This is a genomic window from Myxococcus sp. CA056 (assembly GCF_013336715.1).
Taxonomy (GTDB): Bacteria; Myxococcota; Myxococcia; order Myxococcales; family Myxococcaceae; genus Myxococcus; species Myxococcus llanfairpwllgwyngyllgogerychwyrndrobwllllantysiliogogogochensis.
In genome coordinates this window covers 365570-388989 of sequence record NZ_JABUMT010000006.1, presented here as the reverse complement: position 1 = coordinate 388989, position 23420 = coordinate 365570, and the positions used below count along the sequence as shown (strand labels likewise).

The 23420-nt window shown below is 69.3% G+C and carries 13 protein-coding genes; 5 read left to right on the top strand and 8 right to left on the bottom strand.

The annotated features are described in order from the left end of the window. The first annotated feature begins 38 nt into the window (after positions 1–38). Entirely contained in the window at positions 39–2897 is a 2859-nt protein-coding gene (locus HUA76_RS26260) for a PAS domain S-box protein (protein WP_371823524.1), read from the top strand. A gap of 9 nt (positions 2898–2906) precedes the next feature. Here the strand turns inward: HUA76_RS26260 and HUA76_RS26255 are convergent, their stop codons facing one another. From HUA76_RS26255 to HUA76_RS26245, 3 genes are all read right to left on the bottom strand, one after another. Then, positions 2907–3302 carry a DUF3969 family protein gene (locus HUA76_RS26255; protein ID WP_174458988.1) on the bottom strand — a complete coding sequence of 132 codons (396 nt, stop codon included), beginning with the start codon at positions 3300–3302 and terminating at the stop codon, positions 2907–2909. After that, on the bottom strand, positions 3299–4600 hold the full coding sequence (locus HUA76_RS26250) for a hypothetical protein (RefSeq protein WP_174458987.1): 1302 nt from the start codon (positions 4598–4600) through the stop codon (positions 3299–3301). The genes HUA76_RS26255 and HUA76_RS26250 overlap by 4 nt, the downstream gene beginning before the upstream one ends. A gap of 75 nt (positions 4601–4675) precedes the next feature. After that, complete coding sequence (locus HUA76_RS26245) at positions 4676–7495, bottom strand: aminotransferase class I/II-fold pyridoxal phosphate-dependent enzyme (RefSeq protein WP_217440171.1); 2820 nt, start codon at positions 7493–7495, stop codon at positions 4676–4678. A 304-nt stretch (positions 7496–7799) separates the two neighbouring features. Here HUA76_RS26245 and glsA point away from each other — a divergent pair, with 304 nt between their 5' ends. From glsA to HUA76_RS26230, 3 genes are all read left to right on the top strand, one after another. Continuing rightward, positions 7800–8927, top strand: coding sequence for a glutaminase A (glsA, locus tag HUA76_RS26240; RefSeq protein WP_254614478.1), 1128 nt, complete (start codon positions 7800–7802; stop codon positions 8925–8927). A gap of 333 nt (positions 8928–9260) precedes the next feature. Continuing rightward, entirely contained in the window at positions 9261–10463 is a 1203-nt protein-coding gene (locus tag HUA76_RS26235) for a porin (protein WP_174458985.1), read from the top strand. A 68-nt stretch (positions 10464–10531) separates the two neighbouring features. After that, positions 10532–11593, top strand: a complete 1062-nt coding sequence (locus tag HUA76_RS26230; protein WP_174462386.1) for a LysR family transcriptional regulator — start codon at positions 10532–10534, stop codon at positions 11591–11593. On the opposite strand, the gene HUA76_RS26225 is transcribed toward HUA76_RS26230, so the two are convergent. Then, positions 11512–12516 (bottom strand): cyclase family protein, encoded by a 1005-nt coding sequence (locus HUA76_RS26225; protein ID WP_174462385.1) that lies wholly within the window; start codon positions 12514–12516, stop codon positions 11512–11514. The two genes, HUA76_RS26230 and HUA76_RS26225, sit on opposite strands and share 82 nt — an antisense overlap. A 475-nt stretch (positions 12517–12991) precedes the next feature. Between HUA76_RS26225 and HUA76_RS26220 the strand changes: the two genes are divergently transcribed. Next, positions 12992–14410, top strand: coding sequence for a sigma 54-interacting transcriptional regulator (locus HUA76_RS26220; RefSeq protein ID WP_174459008.1), 1419 nt, complete (start codon positions 12992–12994; stop codon positions 14408–14410). Positions 14411–14413: 3 nt separating this feature from the next. On the opposite strand, the gene HUA76_RS26215 is transcribed toward HUA76_RS26220, so the two are convergent. The 4 genes from HUA76_RS26215 to HUA76_RS26200 all read right to left on the bottom strand — a co-directional run bounded on the left by HUA76_RS26215 (position 14414) and on the right by HUA76_RS26200 (position 23243). Then, the gene (locus HUA76_RS26215) at positions 14414–15811 is read right to left on the bottom strand and encodes a serine/threonine-protein kinase (RefSeq protein WP_174458982.1); all 1398 of its coding nucleotides are present in this window, start codon (positions 15809–15811) and stop codon (positions 14414–14416) included. 3 nt (positions 15812–15814) lie between these two features. After that, the gene (locus tag HUA76_RS26210; RefSeq protein WP_174462384.1) at positions 15815–17311 is read right to left on the bottom strand and encodes a hypothetical protein; all 1497 of its coding nucleotides are present in this window, start codon (positions 17309–17311) and stop codon (positions 15815–15817) included. A 163-nt stretch (positions 17312–17474) separates the two neighbouring features. Continuing rightward, positions 17475–21356: a serine/threonine-protein kinase PknK gene (locus tag HUA76_RS26205; RefSeq protein WP_174462383.1), complete on the bottom strand. Its 3882-nt coding sequence runs from the start codon at positions 21354–21356 to the stop codon at positions 17475–17477. 15 nt (positions 21357–21371) lie between these two features. Then, positions 21372–23243, bottom strand: coding sequence for an OPT family oligopeptide transporter (locus HUA76_RS26200; protein WP_141642636.1), 1872 nt, complete (start codon positions 23241–23243; stop codon positions 21372–21374). Positions 23244–23420 lie beyond the last annotated feature (177 nt).

Sequence of the window (23420 nt, the reverse complement as noted above, 5' to 3'; positions counted from 1 at the left end):
CAGCGCGCCCCAGTGACTCTCCGCACCCAATCGAAAGGGTGCTCGACTGGCTGGTCCCCGCCGTGTGCCTGATGGCCGTCCTGGTGACGACCACGGCGCTGGTCGGCTGGGCCCTCGCCAGCGAGCGGCTTACCCGCGCGGTGACCCTGCCGGGTGCCGGGATGATGATGCCGAACACGGCCCTGGGCCTGCTCCTCGTGGGCATGGCGCTCTGGCTGCTGCGCGACAAGCCGACGAACCGCCTCAGACGGACGACCGGACAGGCCATGGCCCTGTTCGTCCTCCTGCTCGGAGGGCTCGTGCTCTTCCAGTACGTGGCACGAACGGACCTGGGCATCGACCGCCTCCTCTTCGCGAACACGCTGCGCAGGTTGTCACCGAGCCCGCCGGGTCGCCCCTCTCCCCTGACGGCGCTGAGCCTCTGTTTGATGGGCGGTGCCCTGCTGCTGCTTCACGTCAGGACACGGGAGGGCTGGCATCCCGCCCGGCCCCTGGCGCTGCTCGTCGCGCTCATCGCCGCGCAGGCGCTCATCAGCTACGTGTACCTGGAGGACGCTCCGCTCACGCTCCTGCCCGGGCTCGACAGGCTCGGGAGCTATTCACCCATGGCGTTGCACACGGCGCTCCTGTTCCTGATGCTGGCGCTCGGCGTGCTCTCCGTGCATCCCCGGCAGGGGCTGATGGGCGTGCTGCTCCGGGATGACGCCGGCGGTCTCATGGCGCGCAGGTTGCTGCCAGCAACCATCCTCATTCCGCTGATCGTCTGGGGGCTGCGGCTGTTCAGCGAGCGGCTGGGGCTTCACTCCGCCCCTTTCGGAACCTCCGTGTTCGCGCTCGTCACGGTGGCCGCGTTCCTGGCCATCCTGGCGCGCAACGCGAAGGCCCTGTCCCTGTTGGACGCGAGCCAGCGCGGGGTGGAGAAGTCGCTGCGCGACTCGGAGTCGCGCTTCTCCGGCATCGTCAACAACGCGGCCGACGCCATCATCACCATCGACGCGCACCAGCGAATCACCCTCTTCAATACCGGCGCGGAGCGAATCTTCGGCTACAGCGTGAGCGACGCGCTGGGACAGCCCCTGGGGTTGCTGTTGCAAGAGCCGCTGGGAGACAGCGTGAGTCCGCGCGAGGAGCGCCGTCGACTCCTCGGACTTCGCAAGGGGGGCGAGGTGTTCCCGGCGGAAGCCACCCTGGCAGACGTGTGGGTGGATGGAACGAAGCAGCGCGTCGTCATCCTCCGGGACATCAGTGCTCGCGAGCGGGCCGAGGAGGCCCGTCGGAATCGAGAGGAGCTCTTTCGCGCCGCGTTCGAGCACGCGCCCATCGGCATGTGCCTGGTCAGTCTGGAGGGACGATTGCTGAACGTGAACGAGGCGCTGTGCCAGATCCTTGGATATTCGCGCGAGGAGCTGCTCCAGATGACGTTCCACGACCTCACCTTTCCCGAAGACCTGGAGCAGGACCTGCTCGTGGTGAAGCGGTTGCTCGACGGGGAACAGGGGTCGTACCAGTTGGAGAAGCGCTATCTCCACAAGCAGGGGCACCTGGTCGACGCGCTGCTGACGGCCTCCCTCGTTCAGGACTCCCGGGGCAGGCCGCTGCACTTCATCTCGCAGGTCCTGGACATCTCCGAGCGAAAGCGACTGGAGAGCGACTGGCTCCTGCTCGCGGAGGCCGGGCCTCGGCTCGCCAGTTCCCTGGACCCCCAGACGACGCTCTCCACGGTGTCGCGGCTGGTCGTCCCGACGCTCGCGGACTTCTGCCTCGTCGCGTTGCTCGACGAGGGTGGAAGGGTATTGCGCAGGCAATCCCTTGCCGCTTCGCCGGAGAAGGCCGGGCTCCTGGAAGCGATGTTCGACCTGTATCCACAGACGCCCTTCCGGCGAGGCCACCTCCTGGCGGAGGTCTTCAAGTCAGGCAAGGCCCTGCTGCTCGAGGAAGTGCCCCTGGCGTTGCTGGAGGCGTCGTCGGAGGAGCCCCAGCACCTGGACATGTTGCGGAGACTCGCGCCCCAGTCCTGCATCGTCGTGCCCTTGAGCGCGCGAGGACACACGCTCGGGGTGGTCGCCCTGGGCACGTCCGAGTCCGGGCGGCGTTATGGCGCAAGAGACCTGGCGCTGGTCGAGGAGGTGGCCCGCCGCGCCGCGCTCGCCATCGACAACGCCAGCCTGCATGCCCAGTCCGAGGAGGCCACGCTCCTTCGCGACGAGGTGCTGCGAATCGTGGCGCACGACCTGCGCTCTCCGCTGAATGTCATCGCGCTGAGCGCGGGGACGTTGATGAAGCGCTCGCCGGAGGAGCGGCTCGCGGACGCTCGGCCGCTGAACTCCATCCAGAAGGCGGTCATCCGCGCCACCACGCTCATCGAGGACCTGCTGGACGTAGCGCGGATGCAAGGAGGACAGCTCACGGTGGACCGACGGCCGGAGTCGACGGCGGCGTTGCTCCAGGAGGCGCTGGATCAACACCGCGCGCTCGCCGACGCCCGCTCCGTCCACCTCCAGCTCGATGTCGCGCCCCAGGTATCGGAGGTGTTCGTCGACAAGGACCGGGTGCTGCAGCTCTTCTCCAACCTGATTGGCAACGCCCTCAAGTTCACGCCGATGGGAGGGTTCGTCACGCTGCGCGCGGAGCCGTGGGGGGACATGGTTCGCTGCTCGGTGAGCGATACAGGTTCCGGGATTCCGGTCGACGACCTGACCCACCTCTTCGAGCCCTTCTGGCAGGCGAAGAGCCGGCACAAGGAAGGTGCCGGACTGGGGCTCACCATTGTCAGGGGAATCACCGAGGCCCATGGTGGCCGCGTCTGGGTGGAAAGCCAGCCGGGCCTCGGCACCACGTTCTTCTTCTCACTCCCCGCCGTGACGAGGGTGGACTCCTCACTCACGTGGCATGCCTGAGTACGCGCCTCAGTGCGGCGCGGGCACGGGCCGTTTCACCAGCCACTTCGCGCCAGTGACTTCGGCGGAAGCGAGGCTGGACAGCACGGCCAGCAGTTTGTTCTCAATCTCCGTGATGGAGACGTGCAGTTTGTCGGGCACAAGGTCGGCGACGTCCTCGAGTTCGGTCGCCAGGTGGATGGCACGACGAAGCTCCGGATGGACACCGGGAGTCTCCAGCCGGGCCAGGAGCGCAGGACCCAAGAGCTGCTGACATGCATAGGCAGCGGTGACCACACCCGAGGCCAGCGCGTGACACATGCCCAGGGCGGCAATCGCCACCAGTCGCTGTGCCTCATCGCCGCCTTCCGCGCGCAGCGACACGTCCTCCAGCGAAGCCCCGCGAGTTGACGAGGACTCACTCATTGATTGCTCCAACCAGGCTTCATCTTGAAGTTGAACACCTTCCCCGACGCGCTTTCAAAGTAGTGGAGTGACACCTTGTCCGTACCGACCCAGCCGTCCTTATAGACTTTGACCCAATCACCGGGCTCGATTTCTCGCAACTTCTCAAGCAGGTCCTTGTTGTCGACGCGGTTTCGCGTGGTGCCATTCTGGACAGCCTTGAAGTTGGCCGGAAAGCCCGGTGCGTTCCTCACTCCGTTGAAGACGTGCTTCAACTCCGGTCGACTCTCCGTGACGGATGCACCGGCGCTTTCGCCAGTGGTGGCCCCCATCGCTGTGGCGGCCACCGCGGTCGGGGCGAGGCCCACCGTGAGGACTCCTGGCGCCCACGAGATAGAACGAACCCCACCTCCCAACGCGGCGGAGAGTTGCACTCCCGCGTTGGCTTCGATCGCCAACGTCGCACGAGCGAATCCCGGCAGCAGGGGCCCCTTCGTCGCGATGTTCGCGGCCCCGCCACCCAACGCCATTGTCAGCGCGAGGATGAGGACTCGCGCGCCATTCGTTCCCATCACCGCTCCGAAACGACTTCCCGCCGTCTCCAGCTCTTGAAGGGACACAGCTCGCTCCGCCTCCGAGGAGAGCCGCATCCATCCATCCACGAGGTTCTCGAAGGACTCCAGGCCCATGTACGCGATGACATAGGCTGTCAGGGCGATCGCGACGAACTTGGTCAGCGGCTCGGGTGCCAAGACCAGGAACATATAGGCAGCCATGGCCGACGAAATCATCGCCTTGAGTGCCAGCGGGTTGACGACGTTCCTCACCGCATCCTGGACGCCCGACCACACACCATCCCAAGCAAAGGACAACGCCAGATTCCGTCGCGAAGCTGCATCAAGGAGGCTGAAGCCATCTCCCAGAAGCGTCAGGCACTCGTCTGGCACGGACTGGCTGGTGCACCCTCCACCACGCTCTGCGCCCCATGTCCTCTCGTCCCACGACACGAGTTGAAGTCTCGAACGTGTCGCCTCCGTGGACCGCAACGAGAAGCGCAGGTCCAGGATGAGCTGAGCCATCGCCCTCTTGAATTCGCCGCTGTCAACCTCGACGGGGCCGACACGCTGCCGTGGGGTGTACGCGATGGGGCTCCCCTGCCCCGTATCCAGGTGAACGACCCGCGACGTCGCACAGCCCACCATCAAAAGCCCCACCAGCAGGCTTCCTCCCAGACCTGGCCTCATCGCTTCCTCCGAGATGGCCCTCTCTTCTGAAACCAAGAGGACCCCGGGAGGAACCAACACGCGTGTCCGACGCACGAGATGAGGCTCCAGCACCCACCTCTGGCAGGAATGGAGCCCCTCATGGGGTCGCGCGACGTCGGTGTCGGCTGCTCAGTGCGGCGCGGGCACCGGGCCTTTCCCTGGCGCATGACGCGTGCCTCGGGCCCGTGGCGCTGGAAGCTCTCGCGCGCCGCCGCTCGCCACGCGCTCCAGTGCCGACTCCGTGAAGACGCTCAGGCCCAGCTCCGGCTGGTAGCCGTGGACCTCCTTCACGTCGAGCTTCCGCATGAACTCCACGATGCCCGGGCTCACCTCCTGCCCCGGCACCAGAATGGGGAAGCCCGGCGGATACGGCACCACGAAGCGCGTGGACACCAACGGACGCCCCGACTCCAGCGCCGCGCCCGCCTCCGTCAAGGGCACGAACTCGCAGTTCTCCTCGCCGTACGCCAGGAAGAACGCGGCGCGGAGGTCTCCCTCCCCCACGCCCCCTGACGGCTGGAAGGCAGGATGGAAGCCACTGAAGTCCGGCAGTGGCGGCAGCTCGTCGGTGATGGACCGCACCTTCGCGTCGAACAACCGGCGCTCCACCCCTGTCGACTGGGACAACGCCAACTCCAGTCGCTCCACCTCGTGCCGCAGCCCATCCAACAGGAAGGACAGCGAACCCCACGTGACGCCAATCGTCGCGTTCAGCAACACCGTGTTGATGGACGTGTGGTTCACCTGGATGCCCAGCCGGTCCATCAACACCTTGCTCCGGAACTCGAAGCCATTGCGCCCCGTGAGCGCGGTGAAGAGCGTCATGCGCGTGGGGTCCAGCACGAACTCGTCCTGGCTCCACGCCCGCCTCATGTCATCCACTCCCGCCGAGCCCGGGCCCACGTAGCGATTCAACCCCGACTTGCGGAACACCTCCGGCACCACCTGCTCCGCGTCCAACAGCCGCAGGTAGCGATGTAGCAACGGGTCCTCCCGCAGGCGCTCCCGCGTCCGCATCGCGAGCTGGAACGCCTCCTTCACCATCGCGAAGCCCTCCAGGTTCACCTGCCGCCGCGACAAATCCAACGACGCCACGATTTGATGGTTCGGAGACGTGGTGATGTGCGTGTAGTACGCCTCCGTGAGCGCCGCCGACGCGCGCCGCTCGAAGTCCTCATCCCAGACATGGAGCATGGAGCCCTGCCGGAAGGCGGACAGCGACTTGTGCGTGGACTGGGTGGCGTACACGCGCACCCGCACCTTGTCCGGATCCGCCATCAGGCGCTCCTCCATCGCCCGAGCCCCCGCCGCGGGGTCCCCATCCCCCCGGCGCGCGCGCCACGCCCGATACTCCTCGCGATAGGAGCGGCTGCGCAGCTTCTCCGCCAGGCGCTTCGCCGCGGCCATCGCCGTACGCTGGCGCGCCAACGGCATGAAGGTGGCGTAGGCGAACCACGCCTCGTCCCAGAGGAAGGACAGGTCCGGCTTGATGGCGAGCAGTTCCTCCATCACCCGCTCCGGGTGATACACGAGCCCGTCGAACGTGCAGTTGGTGAGCACCACCAGCTTCACCTTGTCCAACCGCCCCGCCGACTTCAGCTCCAGCAGCTTCGCCTTCAGCGTGCTCAACGCCACGCCGCCGTACATGGCGTACTCACGCACCGGATACGCATCCAGGTACAAAGGCTGCGCCCCCGCCAGCACCAGTCCGTAGTGATGGGACTTGTGACAGTTGCGGTCGATGAGCACCACGTCACCCGGCTGGAGCAACGTCTGGTGGACGATCTTGTTCGCCGTCGACGTGCCGTTGGTGACGAAGAAGGTGTGCTGCGCGCCGAACGTCTGCGCCGCCTTCTCCTGCGCTTCCTTGATGGAGCCGGTGGGATCCAGCAGCGAATCCAGGCCGCCCGCCGTGGAGGACGACTCCGCCATGAACAGGTTGGGGCCGTAGAACTCCCCCATGTCCCGCAGCCAGCGCGAGTTGTAGACGGAGTGTCCCCGGGCAATCGGCAGCGCGTGGAAGTTGCCGATGGGCCGCGAGGCATAGTGCTTGAGCGCATCGAAGAACGGCGTCCGGTAGCGCTCGCGCACGCCATCCACCACGGTGACGTTCAGCTCATGCGCGGACTCGTACCGGTAGAAGACGCGGTCGAAGAGGCGCTCGGTGTGCAGCTCCCGGCTCACCAGCGACTCGTCGGTGATCAGGTAGATGTTGAGATGCGGGCGCAGCTGGCGCACCCAGCGCGCCACCACGAGGCTCGCCGCTTCACCCCTCCGCTCCGCCTCCGCCAGGATGGGCTCCAGCGTGGAGCGCAGCTGCTTCACCGGCGAGCGTGAGCGCAGGGGCAGGTCCTGCCGGACGACGCAGGCCTGCACGTCGTCATTGACGAGCACCGCCACCAGCGCGTCCTCCACCGAGCGGACCTGGAGCAGCTCGTAGATGAACTGCCGCTCCCCGCGCTGCGCATCCACCATGCCGCGATGGACTCGCGCGAAGTCCTCGGCCTCCATGTCATCCACCACCAGCGTGGTGAAGTAGTGCGAGCCCTCCGGCCCCAGCTCCCCCACCGCCCCGGACCGTTCGCCATCCACTTCCGACACCAGGCAGGCGCGGTCCCTGTGACGGCTCAACAACCCCACCAGCCGCCGAACTTCTTCGGCCAGCTCCTCCACGTCATGTCGGCGCGCCATCTCCGCCAGGCGCAGCAGGCGCGCCTCGCCCGGAAACACGAAGAGCCGCTCGATGGGGTGGACCTCCGCGAAGAGCGACAGCAGTTGCGCCACGCGCTCGTCGGAGGACACCTGTCCCTCCGAATACCGCGCCTCCAGCCGGGACATCTCCTCCCGCAAGCGGTTCCATACGTCCAGTCGGACCTGCTCGGGATTCAAGACCGCGGACAGCAGGTGGGATTGGACTCCGGACTCCAGCGAGGTCATGGGCTCCGCCATGGCGCTCCTTCCTTTTTGTCGACGGGCACCGGCGGAGCGCCGTGCGGCACGACGTCGGACAAGGTAGCCGTCACACGTCCACGGCAAAGCCCGGACGGCGGGGAGGGGCGTTGGCCTCACGCGTGGACGCATGGGCGCGGGGGCTCTCCTGCTCGGGTGCTCTCGAAGTTGCCGCGCGTCCCCCGAGGCCTCACTCCTCAACCACCAAAGCCGGGCGTCATGTGTCCGCTCGTAAGCGCCCTTGTCCTTGGAAGGAGATGACATGAAGCTCGCACTCCGTTGTCGAAGTAGCTGGTTGTTCTGCATGTGCCTCATGGCCCTCGCGGGGCCAGGCATCGCGCTCGCCGAGAGTCCCAAGGCGGCCACGAAGCCGTCGGACACCGCCTCCACGGCCGCACGCCCCTCCCAGGGCGACGAGGCGATGCCCACGGAGACGGAGATTCAGCAGGCGCTCCAGAAAGCCCACCAGCAGTTCCGCGGCACCAAGGAAGGCAAGAACGCGGACTACATCCCGTACCTCGCCACGGTGAACCCCAACCTCTTCGGCCTCGCGCTCGTCACCGTGGAGGGCAAGGTCTACACGGTGGGCGATGCCACCTCGCCCTTCCCCATCGAATCCCTCTCCAAACCCTTCACCCTGGCGCGGCTGATGGACGAGGTGGGCGCCAAGAAGGTCGAGGACAAGATTGGCGTGGATGCCACGGGGCAGCCCTTCAACTCCATCGTCGCCATCGAGATGAACGAGGACCACCGCGCCGGCAATCCGCTGGTCAACGCGGGCGCCATCACCTCCGTGAGCATGATTCCGGCGGCAACGCCCGAAGCCCGCTGGAAGAAGCTCAGCGACAACTTCAACGACTTCGCGGGCGCGGACCTCCCGGTGAACCAGGAGGTCTACAAGTCGGAGACGGAGACCAACACCCGCAACCAGTCCATCTCCGCGCTGCTGGACTCATACAAGGTGCTTGGCTCCCCCCGGGAGCAGGCACTCGACCTCTACACGCGGCAGTGCTCCGTCAACGTCACGGCCACGCAGCTCGCCACCATGGGCGCCACGCTGGCCAACGGTGGCACCAATCCCGTCACTGGCAAGAAGGTCGTCAGCCCGGACACGGCGCGCCGCACGCTGGCGCTGATGGCGACCAACGGCCTGTATGAGAGCACCGGCGAGTGGCTCTATCAGGCGGGCGTCCCCGCCAAGAGCGGCGTGGGCGGGGGCATCGTCGCCGTCGTTCCCGGTCGCTATGCCATCGCCGCCTTCTCGCCGCCGCTCGACAAGGCGGGCAACAGCGTGCGCTCGCAGCGGGCCATCAGCCAGGTCGTCAACTCGCTGGGGGACAATCTCTACGCCGCCACGCCCGGAGCGGCCAGCCAGCAGGGCACCGGCGGTGCCGGGCGCGACGAGCCCAAGAAGACGCGTCCCTCGCCGTAGCCACGCTCCCAGGTCCACACGCAAGGGCCTCTCCCGCCGGATGGGAGGGGCCCTTCGCGTCCGGGGCGGGCACGCCTCAGTGAACATGCCCCCCTCGTTCCGCGGCGGGACTTCAGCGCCCGCTTCACGCGTCGCCTCCCGATGCCTGTTCACGAGTCCCCACCCTCGAGAACGAGGCCGCTGTCCGTCAGCCATCGCGGAAGCGGCCCGGTCGTTCGCTCCGCGATAGCGCGCGCGCCGTGACGCTTCCTTCCCCCCGTCGCGTGCTCAGAGTGCCGCTCGGGTTCGCGTGAGAGCACAGGCGCGGGCAGCGCTCATTCGGGGGAACAGGGTATGCGTTGGATGCGAGTGGCGACGGCCGTCGTCGCGATGGGCACTGGACTCCTCGTACCGGCCGTGGGCCACGCGGAGGATGAAGAGAAGGACGACGACAAGAAGCCGTCGCTCACCGGGGGCTACGACGAGAAGAACGGCTTCCACATCCAGTCGGAGGATGGGAACTACCTGCTCGGCATCGGCCTGCAGGCGGGCTACAAGCTCGAGCCCGTCTTCCTGGATGGCAAGGCGGAGTCACGCACGGCCTTCTCGTTCCTCCGCCCCATCCTTCGCGGCAACATCTACCGGCCGTGGATTCGCTTCTGGACGTCGCTGGAGCTGGCGGATCCGCCCATCTACCTGCTCGACTCGCTGGTGGAGATCCAGCCCATCGACGAGGTGGGCGTCCGCGCGGGGCAGCAGTACACGCCCCTCAGCCGGCACGAGTCCTGGGGACCGCAGCAGATCCTCTTCCCCGAGTTCTCCACCATCGCCAACTACTACTGGACGGGCCGCGACAAGGGCGTGACCATCTTCGGGACGATGGAGCACCTGGAGTACTACGTGGGCATCTTCGGCGGCTCGCCGCTGCGCTCCATCCGCTCCGAGCCCGGCAAGTACCAGTTCAACGCACGCGCGACGTTCTCGCCCATGGGCAAGCCGGGCTACGGCGAGCTGCCGTACATCATGTCGGGAGACAAGGAGCCGCCTCCGCTCAACGTGTCCTTCACCCTGCAGGGCGCGGGCGGCGAGGTGACGCAGGTGAAGGAGAACTTCAACCCGGAGTCCGGTGTCTTCCAGATCCTCCGTGAAGGCGACCGGCGCTTCATCACCGGCGGCGTGGACCTCTTCATCCAGGCGCGCAGGTTCAGCTTCTTCGGCGAGTTGTACTACAGCCGGACGGACCCGCAGGACGCTTCGCAAAACTTCTCCAGCTTTGGCGCATGGGTTCAGGCCGACTATGTCTTCTACAAGAAGGTGCTCGACGCGGCCGTGCGGCTGAGCTTCCTCAACCCGAGCTTCGATCTGGACGACGACCTGCTCTACATCGCGGAAGCGCAGCTGGGCTGGTTCGTCAACGCCCCCCACCTCGCCTTCAAGCTGCGCTACCAGCTGGCCCACCAGGAGGCCGCCGCCGGAGCGGAAGCCGCCTCCGTCGTCATCCCCAAGGACGCGGGCACCTCCCAGCTCATCACCCTGCAGCTCAACCTGGCGTTCTAGCGCCACGTCTCCCGGGCATCCGCGCCGGCTTTGCGTTATCCCTGCGGCTGGCAAGGAGACGCGAAGCCATGCAGCCCATCGACCACGCGCATCTCTCCCGACTGGACCTGAATCTCCTGGTGGCGTTCGACGCCCTCATGCGCGAGCGCCACGTCACCCGGGCCGCCCACCGCGTCGGACTGGGCCAGCCCGCGATGAGCCACCACCTGGCCCGTCTGCGCGAGCTGCTCGGCGACGAGCTCTTCACCCGCGCGCCCACGGGCGTCGTCCCCACGCCCCATGCGCAGGCGCTCGCGGAGCCCGTGCGCAATGCGCTCGCGTGCCTCCAGGCCGTGCTCACCCAGCGCCCCTTCGACCCCGCCACGCAGGAGCGCCACTTCCGCGTGAGCCTGTCCGACGGACTCGAGTCCTCGCTGGTGCCGCCGTTCCTCGCGCTCGTCGCGGAGCAGGCCCCGGGCGTCACCCTCTCCCTCTCTCCGCTCCAGGAAGCGCGGGGGCTGGCGATGCTGGATGACGGCTCGTTGGACCTGCTCGTGGGTCCACCCATGGAGCAGGCCCCCCATCACAAGCTGCGGCTGTTCTGCGCCGGGGGCTATCTGGTCGTGTTCGACCCGAGCGTCGTGCGCGTGGACACGCAGCTGTCCATGGAAGACTTCCTCGCCATTCCGCATGTCCGCGTGTCGCGACGGGCGGACTCCAGCGACGCGGTGGATGACGCGCTCGCCAAGCTCCGCCTGCGCCGCCGCGTGGCCGTTCAGACGACCCACGCGCTCAGCGTGCCCCACCTCTTGCGCGGTGCGCGGCTGCTCGGCCTGTTGCCCCGGCGCTCGGCGCTGGCGAGCGCGAAGGCCTTTGGCCTGAGCGTGAGCCCGCCACCCCTGGCATTGACCGCGGACAGCATCGTGATGCGCTGGCATGCCTCGCGCGACTCCGACCCGGGCCACCGCTGGCTGCGCGAGGCGATGTTCCTCGCCGCCACGTCGAGCGGCGAGGACAACACCGCCACCCGGGTGGCGGCGCGGACGCCCCCGCCCCCGAAGCGCTCCCGTCAGAAGGTCGCGATGGGATTGACGGGCGAGCCCGTCCCGCCCTCGATGGCCAGGGGCGCGACGCTGAGGAGGAAGTCGTAGCGTCCGCGAGCCGCCGCCGCCTTCGCCAGGGCCTCCGGGTCCGCGTTGTCGATGACGTGGACGCCCAGCGTGTTGATGAGCAGCACGTGCACGGGCATCACGACGCCCTCCACCCCGGAGGGCAGCACGTCCAGGCCGACGTCTGTCGCCACGATGGAGACCCCGCGCGCCGCGAGCCACTCCACGCTGGACGCATGAAGTCCCGGTGACTTCGAGGACACGTCCCAAGGCCCGACCGCCGCGCGGCGGGCCCAGCGCCCCGTGCGGACGATGATGGCGTCACCGCTCGACACCTTCACCTTCGTCTTGCGCTCCCACGCCTCCAGGTCCGCCGCGTGGATGGGCGTCCCGGGCTCCAGGTACGGCACGCCCTTGAACGCGGCCATGTCGATGAGGACTCCGCGCGTGAGCAGCCCGTCGCGCACCTCGTTCACCGAGAGCACCGAGCAGCCCTTCGAATCGACCTTCGACTGCGGGTAGCCGTTGTACGTCCGGCCCTCGTCAAAGACGTGGCAGAGCGCGTCGAGGTGCGTGTGGGACCAACCATGGAAACCGATGCCCAGGTGGTCCGCGCTGTACGTGGACTCGGGGGCCTCGCCGTGGAAGAGCATCTGGCGCTCCAGCGGTGAGGGGACGTCCGCGGCCTGCCGGGTCTCCAGGGTGTGCGCCAGCGAGACGGACACACCGTCGCGAACGAGCTTCGCGGCCTCCTTGCGCTTGGCTGGAGTGATGAGGTTCGCGGTGCCGAGCTGATCCTCCTGGCCCCAGCGCCCCCAGTTGCCGTGCTGCTTCTTCCAGTCCTGGATGGCCTCGCGGCTCGACAGCCCCCGCGCGACGGGAGTGCCCTGGGGCGGCGCGGCGACCACTGCCGCGCTCCACCCCGCGCTCGCGAGGACAAGGACCTGGATGAGTTTCTTGAACATGGTGCTCTCCTTTGCTGGGCATCCCCGGGTGCGGGGATGCGATCTCGCCCTCCTCGCGGTGCGGGGTGGCGGCATCACGTACCTAGCGACGGGGGACGGATGAGCCCAATCGAGCCCATCGATGACGGTCATCGACGCGCGGACCGGGCCTGGCTGTAACCCTCCGCGCTACAGGCGACCGGGATTTGTAGCGCTACAAGTCACTCCGTCCGTCGGTGGGCGCCGGACAACCCAGGGAGCGGGTATGGCGGCACACCCGCTGCAGTGCCCAGGCTCGCCACACGGTCGGGAGCAACCCACCACGGCCGTGAGCTCTGTGTCGCAGGGGGGCCGGGGGGCGGAGTGGGGGGCGCGGAGCCCGGCCGGTGTCTCGCCGCGCCGGGTCTCCGCGAGGGCGTTCCCCGGAGTCCTGCCAGGCAGGCGGAGATGGATGAGCGAAGACTCGGCGTCACGCGGCCATGTTATCCTGAAGCTCATGTCTGCTTCCGACCGGGCCCGCACAACCCCCTTAACTCCAGACGTGCAGAACGATTCGCTCTGGAAGCTGGAGGCCCGGGACTCAGGAGACGAAGCGCTGCACGTGACGCTGCCCTATGAGCAAGGGCGCCGTGCCTATGACGCGTCGACGGTGCGCCGCTTCCGCCTGACGGTGGTGGAAGGCACCAACTCCGGCAGCACGTGGGAGTCCACGGCGGACACCTGCTCGGTGGGCTCGCACCCGCTCAACGACTTCGCGGTGGATGACTCCACCGTGTCGCGCTTCCACTGCGAGATTCGCATCGGCCCCAAGGGCCCCCAGGTGAGGGACCTGGACAGCCTCAACGGCGTCATCCTGGATGGCGTCCAGGTGATGGAGGGCGTGCTGCGCAGCGGCTCCCTCTTGAGGTTGGGCCGCGTGGTGCTGCGGTTCGACTTCAGCGCGGAGAACAACCGGCTGCCGGTGTCGGAGAGCACGCGCTTCGGGACGCTCGTGGGCGCCTCAGTGGCCATGCGCGTGTGCTTCGCGATGATGGAGCGCGCCGCGTCTCGCGACGTCACGGTGCTGCTGGAGGGCGAGACGGGCACGGGCAAGAGCCAGGCCGCGCAGGCCATCCACGACGCGGGCCGCCGCAAGGACGGGCCCTTCCTCGTGGTGGACTGCGGCGCCATCCCCGCGCACCTCCTGGAGAGCGAGCTGTTCGGCCACGAGAAGGGCGCCTTCACCGGCGCCGTCCATCGCCGCGCGGGCGTCTTCGAGGAGGCCATTGGCGGCACCGTCTTCCTCGACGAGATTGGCGAGCTGCCCGCGGAGCTGCAGCCCAAGCTGCTGCGCGTGCTGGAGAACCGGGAGATTCGCCGCGTCGGCAGCAACACGTACCAGCCGGTGGACGTGCGGTTGATGGCGGCCACGCACCGTGACTTGCGCGCGGAGGTCAACGCGGGACGCTTCCGCTCGGACCTCTTCTTCCGGCTCGCGGTGCTGCGCATCCCCCTGCCCCCGCTGCGTCAGCGTCCGGAGGACCTGCCCCTGCTGGTGGAGGGCATCCTCGGCTCGCTGGGCGCGGACCGGGAGCGCACGGCCTCGCTGCGCACGCCGGACTTCCTGGCGCGCCTGCGCTACGCGGCGTGGCCCGGCAACGTGCGCGAGCTGCGCAACTACCTGGAGCGCTGCCTCGTCTTCGAGGAAGCCGTGGAGCTGACCGAGGACGAGTCGCGCTCGGGCAACCCCATGGAGGTGGACCCCAGCCTGCCCTACGCGGACCAGCGCCGCCGCGCGGTGGACGACTTCGAGCGGCGCTATCTGCGTGCGCTGCTGGAGAAGCACCAGGGCAAGGTGGCCCAGGCCGCCGTCACCGCGGGCATGGACCGGGTGCATCTCTACCGACTGCTGCGCCGCCACGGCATCAAGCCGTGAGCGTCAGCGTCGGCCGGTGACGCGGGACCAGATGGCTCCGCCGCCCGGCAACGGCGCGGCGAGGAAGCCCGACTCCAAGTCCCGCAGCGCCGCCCCGGTGGCCACCAGCCCCGCGTCCTGGAAGTCCGCGACCCAGCCGGGAAGGTGCAGCAGGCTGCCGTCCGCGCTCCCGCGTCCCTCTGAACTGGGAAGGCGGTCCACGTGGACGGTGATGGCCAGCTCCACGGGCACGCCGTCCGCATCGCGGGAGTCGCGCGCGCCCTCCAGCAGCGACAGGGCCGCCGCGAGCACACGCTCACGCACGGCGCGCTCGGAGATGGCGTCATCGGGCAGAGCCGCCAGCGCCATGAGGCAGCCGCTCCCCTCCAGTCGCACCTCGAGCCCCGCCTCCCGAGCCACCGCGCCGGTCCGCTCCAGCAGGGAGTCCATCCGCTCCAGCAGCGCGGAGTCGGGGGCCCGCGACAGTCGCGCTTCCGCGTAGAGCGCCACCGCGTGGCCCTGGGCCTCGCGCGGCTTCTCTCCTCCCACCGCGCGCCGCAGGTCCTCCAGCAGCACGACGACGTCCGGGTAGCGGTCCTCGCGATTCTTGGCCAGACAGCGCAGCACCACGTCGTCCAGCGCCTCGGGCACCGGGGCTCGCTCGCCGGGCCTCGGAGGGGGCGCGTGCAGGTGCTGCTCCTCGACTTCATGCCGGGTGGCGCCCTGGAAGGGAGGCTGTCCGGTGACGAGCTGGAACAGCAGCACGCCCAGCGCGTACAGGTCCGTGCGGGCATCGGGCGCCTCACCGCGAATCTGCTCCGGCGCCATGGACAGCGGCGTGCCCAGGGCCACGCCGGTATGGGTGAGCGAAGAAGCACCGGGCGAGTCCGCCGTCAGCCCCTTCGCCACGCCGAAGTCCACCAGCTTCACCACGAGAGACTCGCCGCTCCCGGACAGCTTCATCACGTTCTGCGCCTTGAGGTCCCGGTGCACCACGCCCGCGGAATGGGCCACCCGCAGCGCGGCGCCCACCTGCTCCAGCACCTCCAGCGCCTCACGTGAGGACAGAGGACCCCGCGCCGCCAGCTCCGCGGCCAGGTCCCTGCCCTCCAGCCACTCCATGGCGATGAAGGGCCTGCCATCCGGGAGCTCGCCATAGTCGTGCACACCGACGATGTGCGGATGACTCAGCCGCTGGAGCGTGGCCGCCTCGCGACGGAAGCGGCGCAGCGCGGTGTCCGTCGTCAGCGCCGACGACTGGAGGACCTTCAGCGCCGAGGCGCCTCCGCCTCCCACGTCCCGAGCACGATAGAGGGTGGAGACCGGGCCTCGGTAGTGGACGCGCTCCACCACCCAACGACCCACCAGGGCTCCTGGCCGCAGCTCCTCGCCATAGAGCGACTCCACGCCTCCCGTCGTCATCGACTAGCGCTCCTTGCGCGGTCGCACCGTGCGGCCGCACAGCTTGCCCGTTTGGTCATCGCTCACGGGCCCACACGGGTCATGGAGGAACGTGGTCACCGGCTCCTTCCAGATGTTCCCGTAGGGGTCCTTGCACCGCTCGTAGTCGCCGTCTCCGGGCACCTGCGGGCCGTCATTCACCTCGCACCTGCCTGGCAGGGACGGCTTCACGGCGGAGCCCCAGCACGGCCCCGCGACGGTGGCCGCGCAGTTGGCGCCAGCGTTGGGGAGCGCGCAGACGCGATGCGAGGAGTACGCCGCGCCGTCGCCCCAGGAAGGGTCGTAGCAGGAGTACATCTTCCTGTAGATGGCACCTTCGATGATGGCGTCGTCGCCGACCACGACGAAACGCGGTCGCTCGCCACCGACCTGCACCTCCTCCACGGACACCTTGGTGGCCAGGGCCTTCGGGTCGAAGACGTTGCCGTAGAAGGCGCCCTCGCGCACCGCGAACACTTGCGACTCGGACAGCGCATAGCGCGCGGGCGAGTCAGCTGACACGTCCACGCTCGCGGTGCCCGCGTCGTCGCTGTCCCACGGCGCCGTCATCACGCTGTAGTAGCCCTCCGCGGGGCAGGTGAAGGTGACAATGGGTTCCGAGCCAGCGCAGCTCGAGTCCCCTTCGCCCAGATTGGTGGTGCGGGCCGAATCGCAGCCGACGACTCCCGAGCAGACGCGCAACACCATCTGGGCACCCGAGCTGGACCCCACCGCCGGACCGGGGCACGAGACAACTCCCCCCGCGCCCAACGACACCGTCGACCCCGGGATACATGCGCCGATGCCGTCGGCCGTCCAGCCACAGTCGCGCTGGGCGCCCGTCTCGCTCCCGGTACACAGGGCGAAGCTGTCGAGCTTCACGGCCGTGGTCGGCTCGTACTCGGCGGGCTTCGTCACGGCCTCCAGGTAGAAGATGCTCGGGTCTCCCGGCACCTCGCCCCGGATGGACAACTCCACTCGGCGGCCCAGCGCGTTGTTGCGCGACAGGAGGCACGCGGAGACCCGGTTGAGACACGCCTGCGAGGGAGCCGACGTGAGCCACTGCGTGCACAGGCCCGCCTTGCCACCCCACACGCGGGGGCCCGGGTTCGAACCTCGGGGGTTGTAGTACCAGAGCGTCTGGTTGGGCCCCAGCGCGCAGCTCACCAGGTACTCCATGAACTTCTGCGCGTCCGGGTCATGCAGCTGCTTGAGGATGCGCGGGTCTCCACCCAGCGGGCTGAAGAGGTCCACCAGCCTCGTCGTCGCCAGCAGCCCGTTGGCTTCGGGGTTGGTGCCGATGGCATTGAGGACGAGCGCGTCGGTGGACAGGGAGTTGGCGATGCGAATCTCCGCCTGGCTCTCTCCGACCTCGGGTGCTGGAGGGGTGGTGGGCCCACTTCCTCCTCCACCACAGCCGGCCAGGACCAGGCACAGCACGGACACGATTCCCGACGGGGGGCGACGGACAGTGACACCCATGGACGCTCCTCCAGTGAAAAACACGGAATTGGCGAAATACCCCCTACAGAAGCACGCTCCAGGCCAGCGCGCCGCCGGTCACCTTGCCGTCTCGAAGCCGCCCTGGCAGGTCGTCCGCTGTAGCGCGGAAGGTCACGTCCGCGCGGCTTTGTAGCGGCTCGCGCTACACCCGCCTCGCTACGTCCTGGAGGGCGACGAGCCGGGGGCGCCACAGGGGCGCGGCTGACACGGCGCTCTCGGCCTGGGCCAACCAGATGAGGCCCTCCGCCAGCTTGCGGGCGGCGAAGGCGGAGTGCGCGGCCTGGAGGAGCAGCTCCGCCTTCTCGTCGGGGGAGGCCAGCTCTCGCGCCTCTTCCTCCAGGGCATGCCAGGCCCGGGACTCATGTGAGCCCGCACCGGCCTCGGCCTCGCGCACCTGGAGCTCCACCAACCGACGCATGACCGCGGTGGGAGGCAGGGACGCCGGCGGACAATGGGACTCAATCCAGCGCAGTTGTCGGGACGCCTCTCCCAGGTCGCCCAGCGCGGCGCCGATGCGCGCGAGCAGCAACGCATCCAGGGGCACCGGGTGCTCGAGGAAGAAGCGAACCCCCAACTCGTGCGAGCGTCGCGCCAGCGGCAGGGCCTCCGCCAATCGCCCTTGCATGTAGAGCACCTCCGCGAGGTTGAAGGTGGACCAGCGCTCCACCTGGGCGTGGCCCAGCTCGCGGCCCAGGCCCATGGCGCGGCGCAGGTCTCCTTCCATTCGCGTCACATCGCCCTGCCCCAGCCACAACAACACGCGGTTGATGAGGGTGGCGGCCAGGTGCAGCGCATCGCCGGCGGCCTCGCAGCGCGACACGGCCTCCTCGAAACGAGCGGCGGCTTCCTCCGTGCGCTGGAGGAAGGTCAGCGCGGAGCCCAGCATGGCCAGGGCGACGACGAGCGTCTCATGCTCGCGCGCGCCCTCGGCGCCCTCGACGACGGACGAGAGGATGCGCGCCGCCGGGCCCCACTCTCCCTGACGCACGTGCAGACGGCCCCGGGCCAGCGAGCAGCGCAGGGACAGGCGCGGGTCATCGAGGTGTTCGATTCGCTCCAGCGCCTCGCGCGCGCACGCCGTCGAGCCATCCACGTCCTCCATCCAGTCGCGCGCGGTGGCCTCCTCCAGCAGCAGGTCCAACGACAGGGCCATGTCGCCGCGGCCCTCCGCGAGGACTCGCGCCGCAGCCAGGTCTCCAAGCCCTTCATGGAAGCGCTGCAGGCGATGCCGCACACGGCCGCGTCCGGCCAGCGCGAGTGCCCGGCGCCCCGTGTCTTCCTCCAGCAGCAGGGAGAGGGCGCGCGTGAAGTGCTGCTCCGCCTCCACCGACTGGTGCGCGCGACGCGCCTCTTCGGCCAGCACCAGGAAGGCGATGGCGGCTTCCTCGTGCGCGCCACAGGCCGCGGCATGGTGCGCGCGACGACGGCGCTCCGCGGGCGAGTTGCCCGAGGTGGCCTGGCGCGCGGCGGCATGCAGCGCACGGCGCGTCGCGGGAGGAAGGAGCGCTTCGAGCGCCTCGCGCAGAAGCGGATGACGGAAGGCGAAGCGCCCCAGGCCCATGGGTCGCAGCAGTCCAGCGCGAGCGAGTCGCTGCAAGCCCGCGCCCGCGTCCAGCGACGTGGCCACACCCACCTGTTCGTCGCGCGGTTCCAGGTACCGCAGGGCCGCGTCCACGCGCGTGACATCCAGCTCGGAGCCCAGCACCGCGCACAGACGCGCCAGCACGCCATGGGCCTCGGGCAGTCCCGCGAGCACGCGGGTAGCAAGGCGCTGAAACAACGGCGTCACCGACACGTCCAGCAGCGCGTCCGGGGCGATGTACCAACCCCCGCCCGGCGCGGCACGCAGCGCCCCGGCGGTCCTCAGTGCGACCGCCAGCTCCACCAGGGACAGGGGCACGCCCTGGGCCAGTTGCTCCAGGCGCGCCAGCACGGGCTCGGGGACATGCTCCGCCGGACGAAGCAGGTGCAGGAGCAAGGCGCGACTGGCCTCGGGCGGTAGGGGCGGCAGGACATGCCGCGACGCGTGCGCGCTGCGCTCACCCAGGTGAGGACGCAGCCCGAGCAGCGCGGGTCGAGCCACCACGCAGACCCAAAGGGGGGCGGACGCGCCAGCCAGCGTGGCCACTTCCAGCGCATCCAGGCTGGTGGGGTCTGCCAGGTGGGCGTCATCCAGCAACAACACGCGAGGCGTCTCGCGCGCGCGGTGTCGGAGCGCCTCGGCGAGCCAGCGCGCGGCGGCGTGGCGCGCATCGGCGAGTGGAATGGGTCCGGAGCGAGGAGTCTCGGGGAGCGGCGATGCACCCTCGCCGACAGAGGCTCGCAGCACGTCCAGCAATGCCTCCGGAGCCGAGACGTCCGGAGCCGCCGCGCGCAGGCGGAAGACCTGGGCACGGCCCTCGGCCTCCAACCGTGTCGCGAGCGCCTCGATGACCCGCGACTTGCCTTGCCCCACGTCACCGGTGAGGACCGAGAAACCGGGTACGCCGAGGGTGAGGCTGCGCGTGGCCTCCTGGACGAGCAGGTCGACCAACGGCTCGCGCCCCACGAGCGGAGGCGGCTCCGACACGGAGCTGGAGGCACCGCTGTCGAGCAACCGCAGTCGTCCGCCGATGGGCGTGGACTCGACGACGCTCGCCTCCGAGGAAGCCACCGCCTCGGTGGCCCCTGGCTCCAGTCGCGCGGCCGCGGCGGCGGTGACACGTGTCTCGCCCGGCACCCAGTCCGTGGGCCACCAGTCGCCCGTCGCGTCGAGGGCGGGCCCCGCCATCCGCAGCGTGGAGGTCCCCACGAGGACATGCAGCTCCGCGAGGTGGAGGACCGCCGAGGACTCGCCCTCTTCCACCAGTCGCCGCGCGGTGAGCGCGCCGGCGCGGACGTTCGCTTCGGCGGTGAGCGACTCGGCGAAGGCGATGACATAGCCACCGCGCTTCACACGCGCGATGACGCCTCCTTGCGGTTCGATGGCGGCCAGCACCGCATCCACGGACAGCGAGGCATGCAGGCCCAGCAGCGCCACGTGCCGGACTCCCGAGCCGACGACCTGGAGCGCCGAGGCGGAGGGGACTTCGCCGGGCTGGACGACGCTCGGTGAGACCGCGACGTGACAGGCCGCATCGAAGGCGGCGAGCACGTCGGGCGCCCGGGCGAAGCGCTCCGTCGGGGACTTGGCCAGACACGTGCGCAGCACCTCATCGAGCGCGGGAGGAAGCGCGCAACGCTCCGAGACACGGGGCGGTCTCAAGCTGACGTGGCCGTGGCGGATCTGCTCTGGGCTGCCGACGAAGGGGGGCGCGCCCGTGAGCAACTCGAAGAGGAGGACTCCCAGCGAGTAGATGTCGGCCGACGTGCTGGCGAGCCGGGCATCGAGACACTGCTCTGGAGCCATGTAGAGCGGCGTGCCCAGCCGCTGTCCCGCGGGGGTCACGCCCGGAGGAAGCTCGTCCGCCAGGTCGTCGCCCTCGACGTCATAGAAACGCGCCAGGCCCAGGTCGAGCAGGCTGAGCGCGCCACCTTCGCGCAGGAAGACGTTCTCCGGCTTGAGGTCCCGGTGCGCGACGCCCGCGGCATGCGTTCGCTCCAGCGCCGAGCACAACCCACGGAGCATCTCCCGGACATGCGCAAGCGACGCTGTACCGGTGCCGGGCAGCGCGGCCATCCACGCGGCGAGCGTCTGGCCATGCAGGTGTTCCATCACCAGGAAGGGACGCCCGCGAGCCACGCCGTGCTCGAGCAACTCCGGCACGGTGGGAGGCCCCACGCGGCGCAGGGCGGTGGCCTCGCGAGCAAAGCGCTCGTGGTGAGGTCCATGGCCCAGCTTCAGGGCCACCTCGCGACCATCCGAGTCCCGATACGCGGTGAAGACCTGCGAGAAGCCACCGCTGCCCAGGGGCGCGGCGACGCGCACGCCAGGAACGTCCGCGAGCGGCAGTCCTTCGTTGGCAGGGCCGCCAGCATCTCGCGAGCCGTGCACGGGGCAGGCCGCGCCCGGCAAAAGGCGGCGGTAGCAGTTCGGGCAGCGCATCGGTGGAACGTGACGCTACCAGAGCGTTTGCAGCAGGACGATGGCAACGCCGACCAGTCCCTCGCCCGCGATGGTCCCCGCAGCCAGCGTCGCCACGCGTCCCTCCGCTGTCGTGGATTTCACGTATCCCACCAAGGCGGAAACAAGCCCGCCAAGGAAGAGACTCAGCGAGTACGAGGGTGCCAACAGACACGCGAGCCCCATGCCCAGGGGCGAGGGCACCCAGCGCCGGGCACGCTGGGGGAGCAGCCTCTCCGCGAGGACGAGCACGACGGCGGCGAGCGCGGCCCAGCCCACGGCCGCGCGGGTCGCGGGCTCCAGGTTTCCCAACCCCGAGGACAGGACCCGCGCGACGCTCGCCGTGATGAACGCAGCGGGTGCGGGGAAGCGCTCGCCTCCGAGTGCCTCACGGTCTGGCACGAGCAGGAAGAACAGCGGCACCACCGCGAGCGCTCCCACCACCGAGCCAAGCAGCTGCGCGAGGAACAGGCGTCGGGGATGCGCACCCAGCAGGTGCCCTGTCTTCAGGTCCGTGAGGAGGTCCGCGGCCGAGGACGCCGAGTTGACGGTGATGCCCGCGGTCGCGAGGTTGGCGTGGATGTTGTGCGGCAGCAGGACGCCGTAGGTGAGCTGGGTCACCTGGCTGAGCGCGCCCACCGGAGTGGCATCCGTCTCGCCGGTGACACGACAGGAGATGAGGCACAAGACGAACGACAGCGCGATGGCGAGCGCCGCGTGCGCGAGCGGAACACCGAAGCCTCGATGTGCCACGAGCAGGGTCGCGGGCGTCACCACGCAGAGGCCCGCGAGGAGCCACCTGTGCGGCACCTGGAGCGCGTCCACGGGATGCGGTGGAGAGGTGCGGCGGGAGAACAATCCGCGGAAGGCCCGCCGGAGGACACGGCCTTCGAGCAGGAAATGGAGCAAGGACGCGGTGGCGAGCATGGCGGCGCCAGGCCACAGGCTCCACTCGAGGAAGTTCCCTTTCTCCACGGACACGAGCCCGGAGGCGAACACGCGCGGCGCCACGACTCCGTGAATCAGCAGCGCGCCCAACAGGAGCGACGCCGTGGTGCGAGGCCCGAGCAGCGCGCCCGCGCCAATGGGCAACAAGCTCACCTCCAGCCCGAAGCCAAGCCGCTCCAGGGGCAAGCCACCCCACGAGCCCGGAAATGGAATCGAGAGAGGAAGCCGTCCCAGTCCATCACGGACCACGGTGACGAGCCCTGAGAGCAGGCCTCCCAGTCCGAGCAGACGCAATCGAGGCGTCGCTTCAGCCCCCGTCGAATGCAGCGCGCGAATGGTGGTGGCGGCGGCGGTGCCGGAGGCGAAGGGAAGCTGCTCATGGTCGACGAGCTGCCGCTTGAAGGGCACGGCGAAGAGGACCCCGAGCGCGGACAGGAAGAAGGTCCACGCGAGGAGTGTCGGACCGGAGGGATGCTGGCCGGTGACGATGAGCCAGGCGCCCTGCACGGAGACGAGCGCGCCGCCCGTGGCATAGCCGGCCGCGGAGGCCACCGTCTGCGCATTGCACGTCTCCAGCGGAGACAGGGGCGCGCCAGCGAGGCCCGGGGTGAGGCGGCGCAGGAGCCCATGCGATGCATGTGCGAGCAACGCTGCGGTGATGGCGACACCGAAGGCGAGTCCGGTCTTGAGTCCGACGTAGAGGTTGGTGGCACAGGTGATGACGCCGATGCCCGCGCCCAGCAGTACGGAGCGCGCGGTGAACTGCGGCAGTCGGTCCCCCTGGTAGACGTGGGTCAGCCAGTAGGAGTCCGTGGCCTCGGGTGAGTCCCCCGGGATGCTCAGCAGCGTCAGGGACTCGGGAGACGGCGCCAGGGGAGACGCCTCTTCCTCGGGCGAGGCATGCGGTGAGGGCAAGGCCATGGGCTGCCCCATCTTTTCATCCCGACCCCCTCCAGGACGAGCCCCTCCCCGTCACCGGCCCGTTTCAGGAGTCCACCGCGCGCCAGTGCGTCGGCGACCATGAACGGCGCTCGTGCGCGGGTTCCGCTCCGGCGTCCCGATCAGGTCACGAGAAGTCCTCGTACACGACAGCCGCGA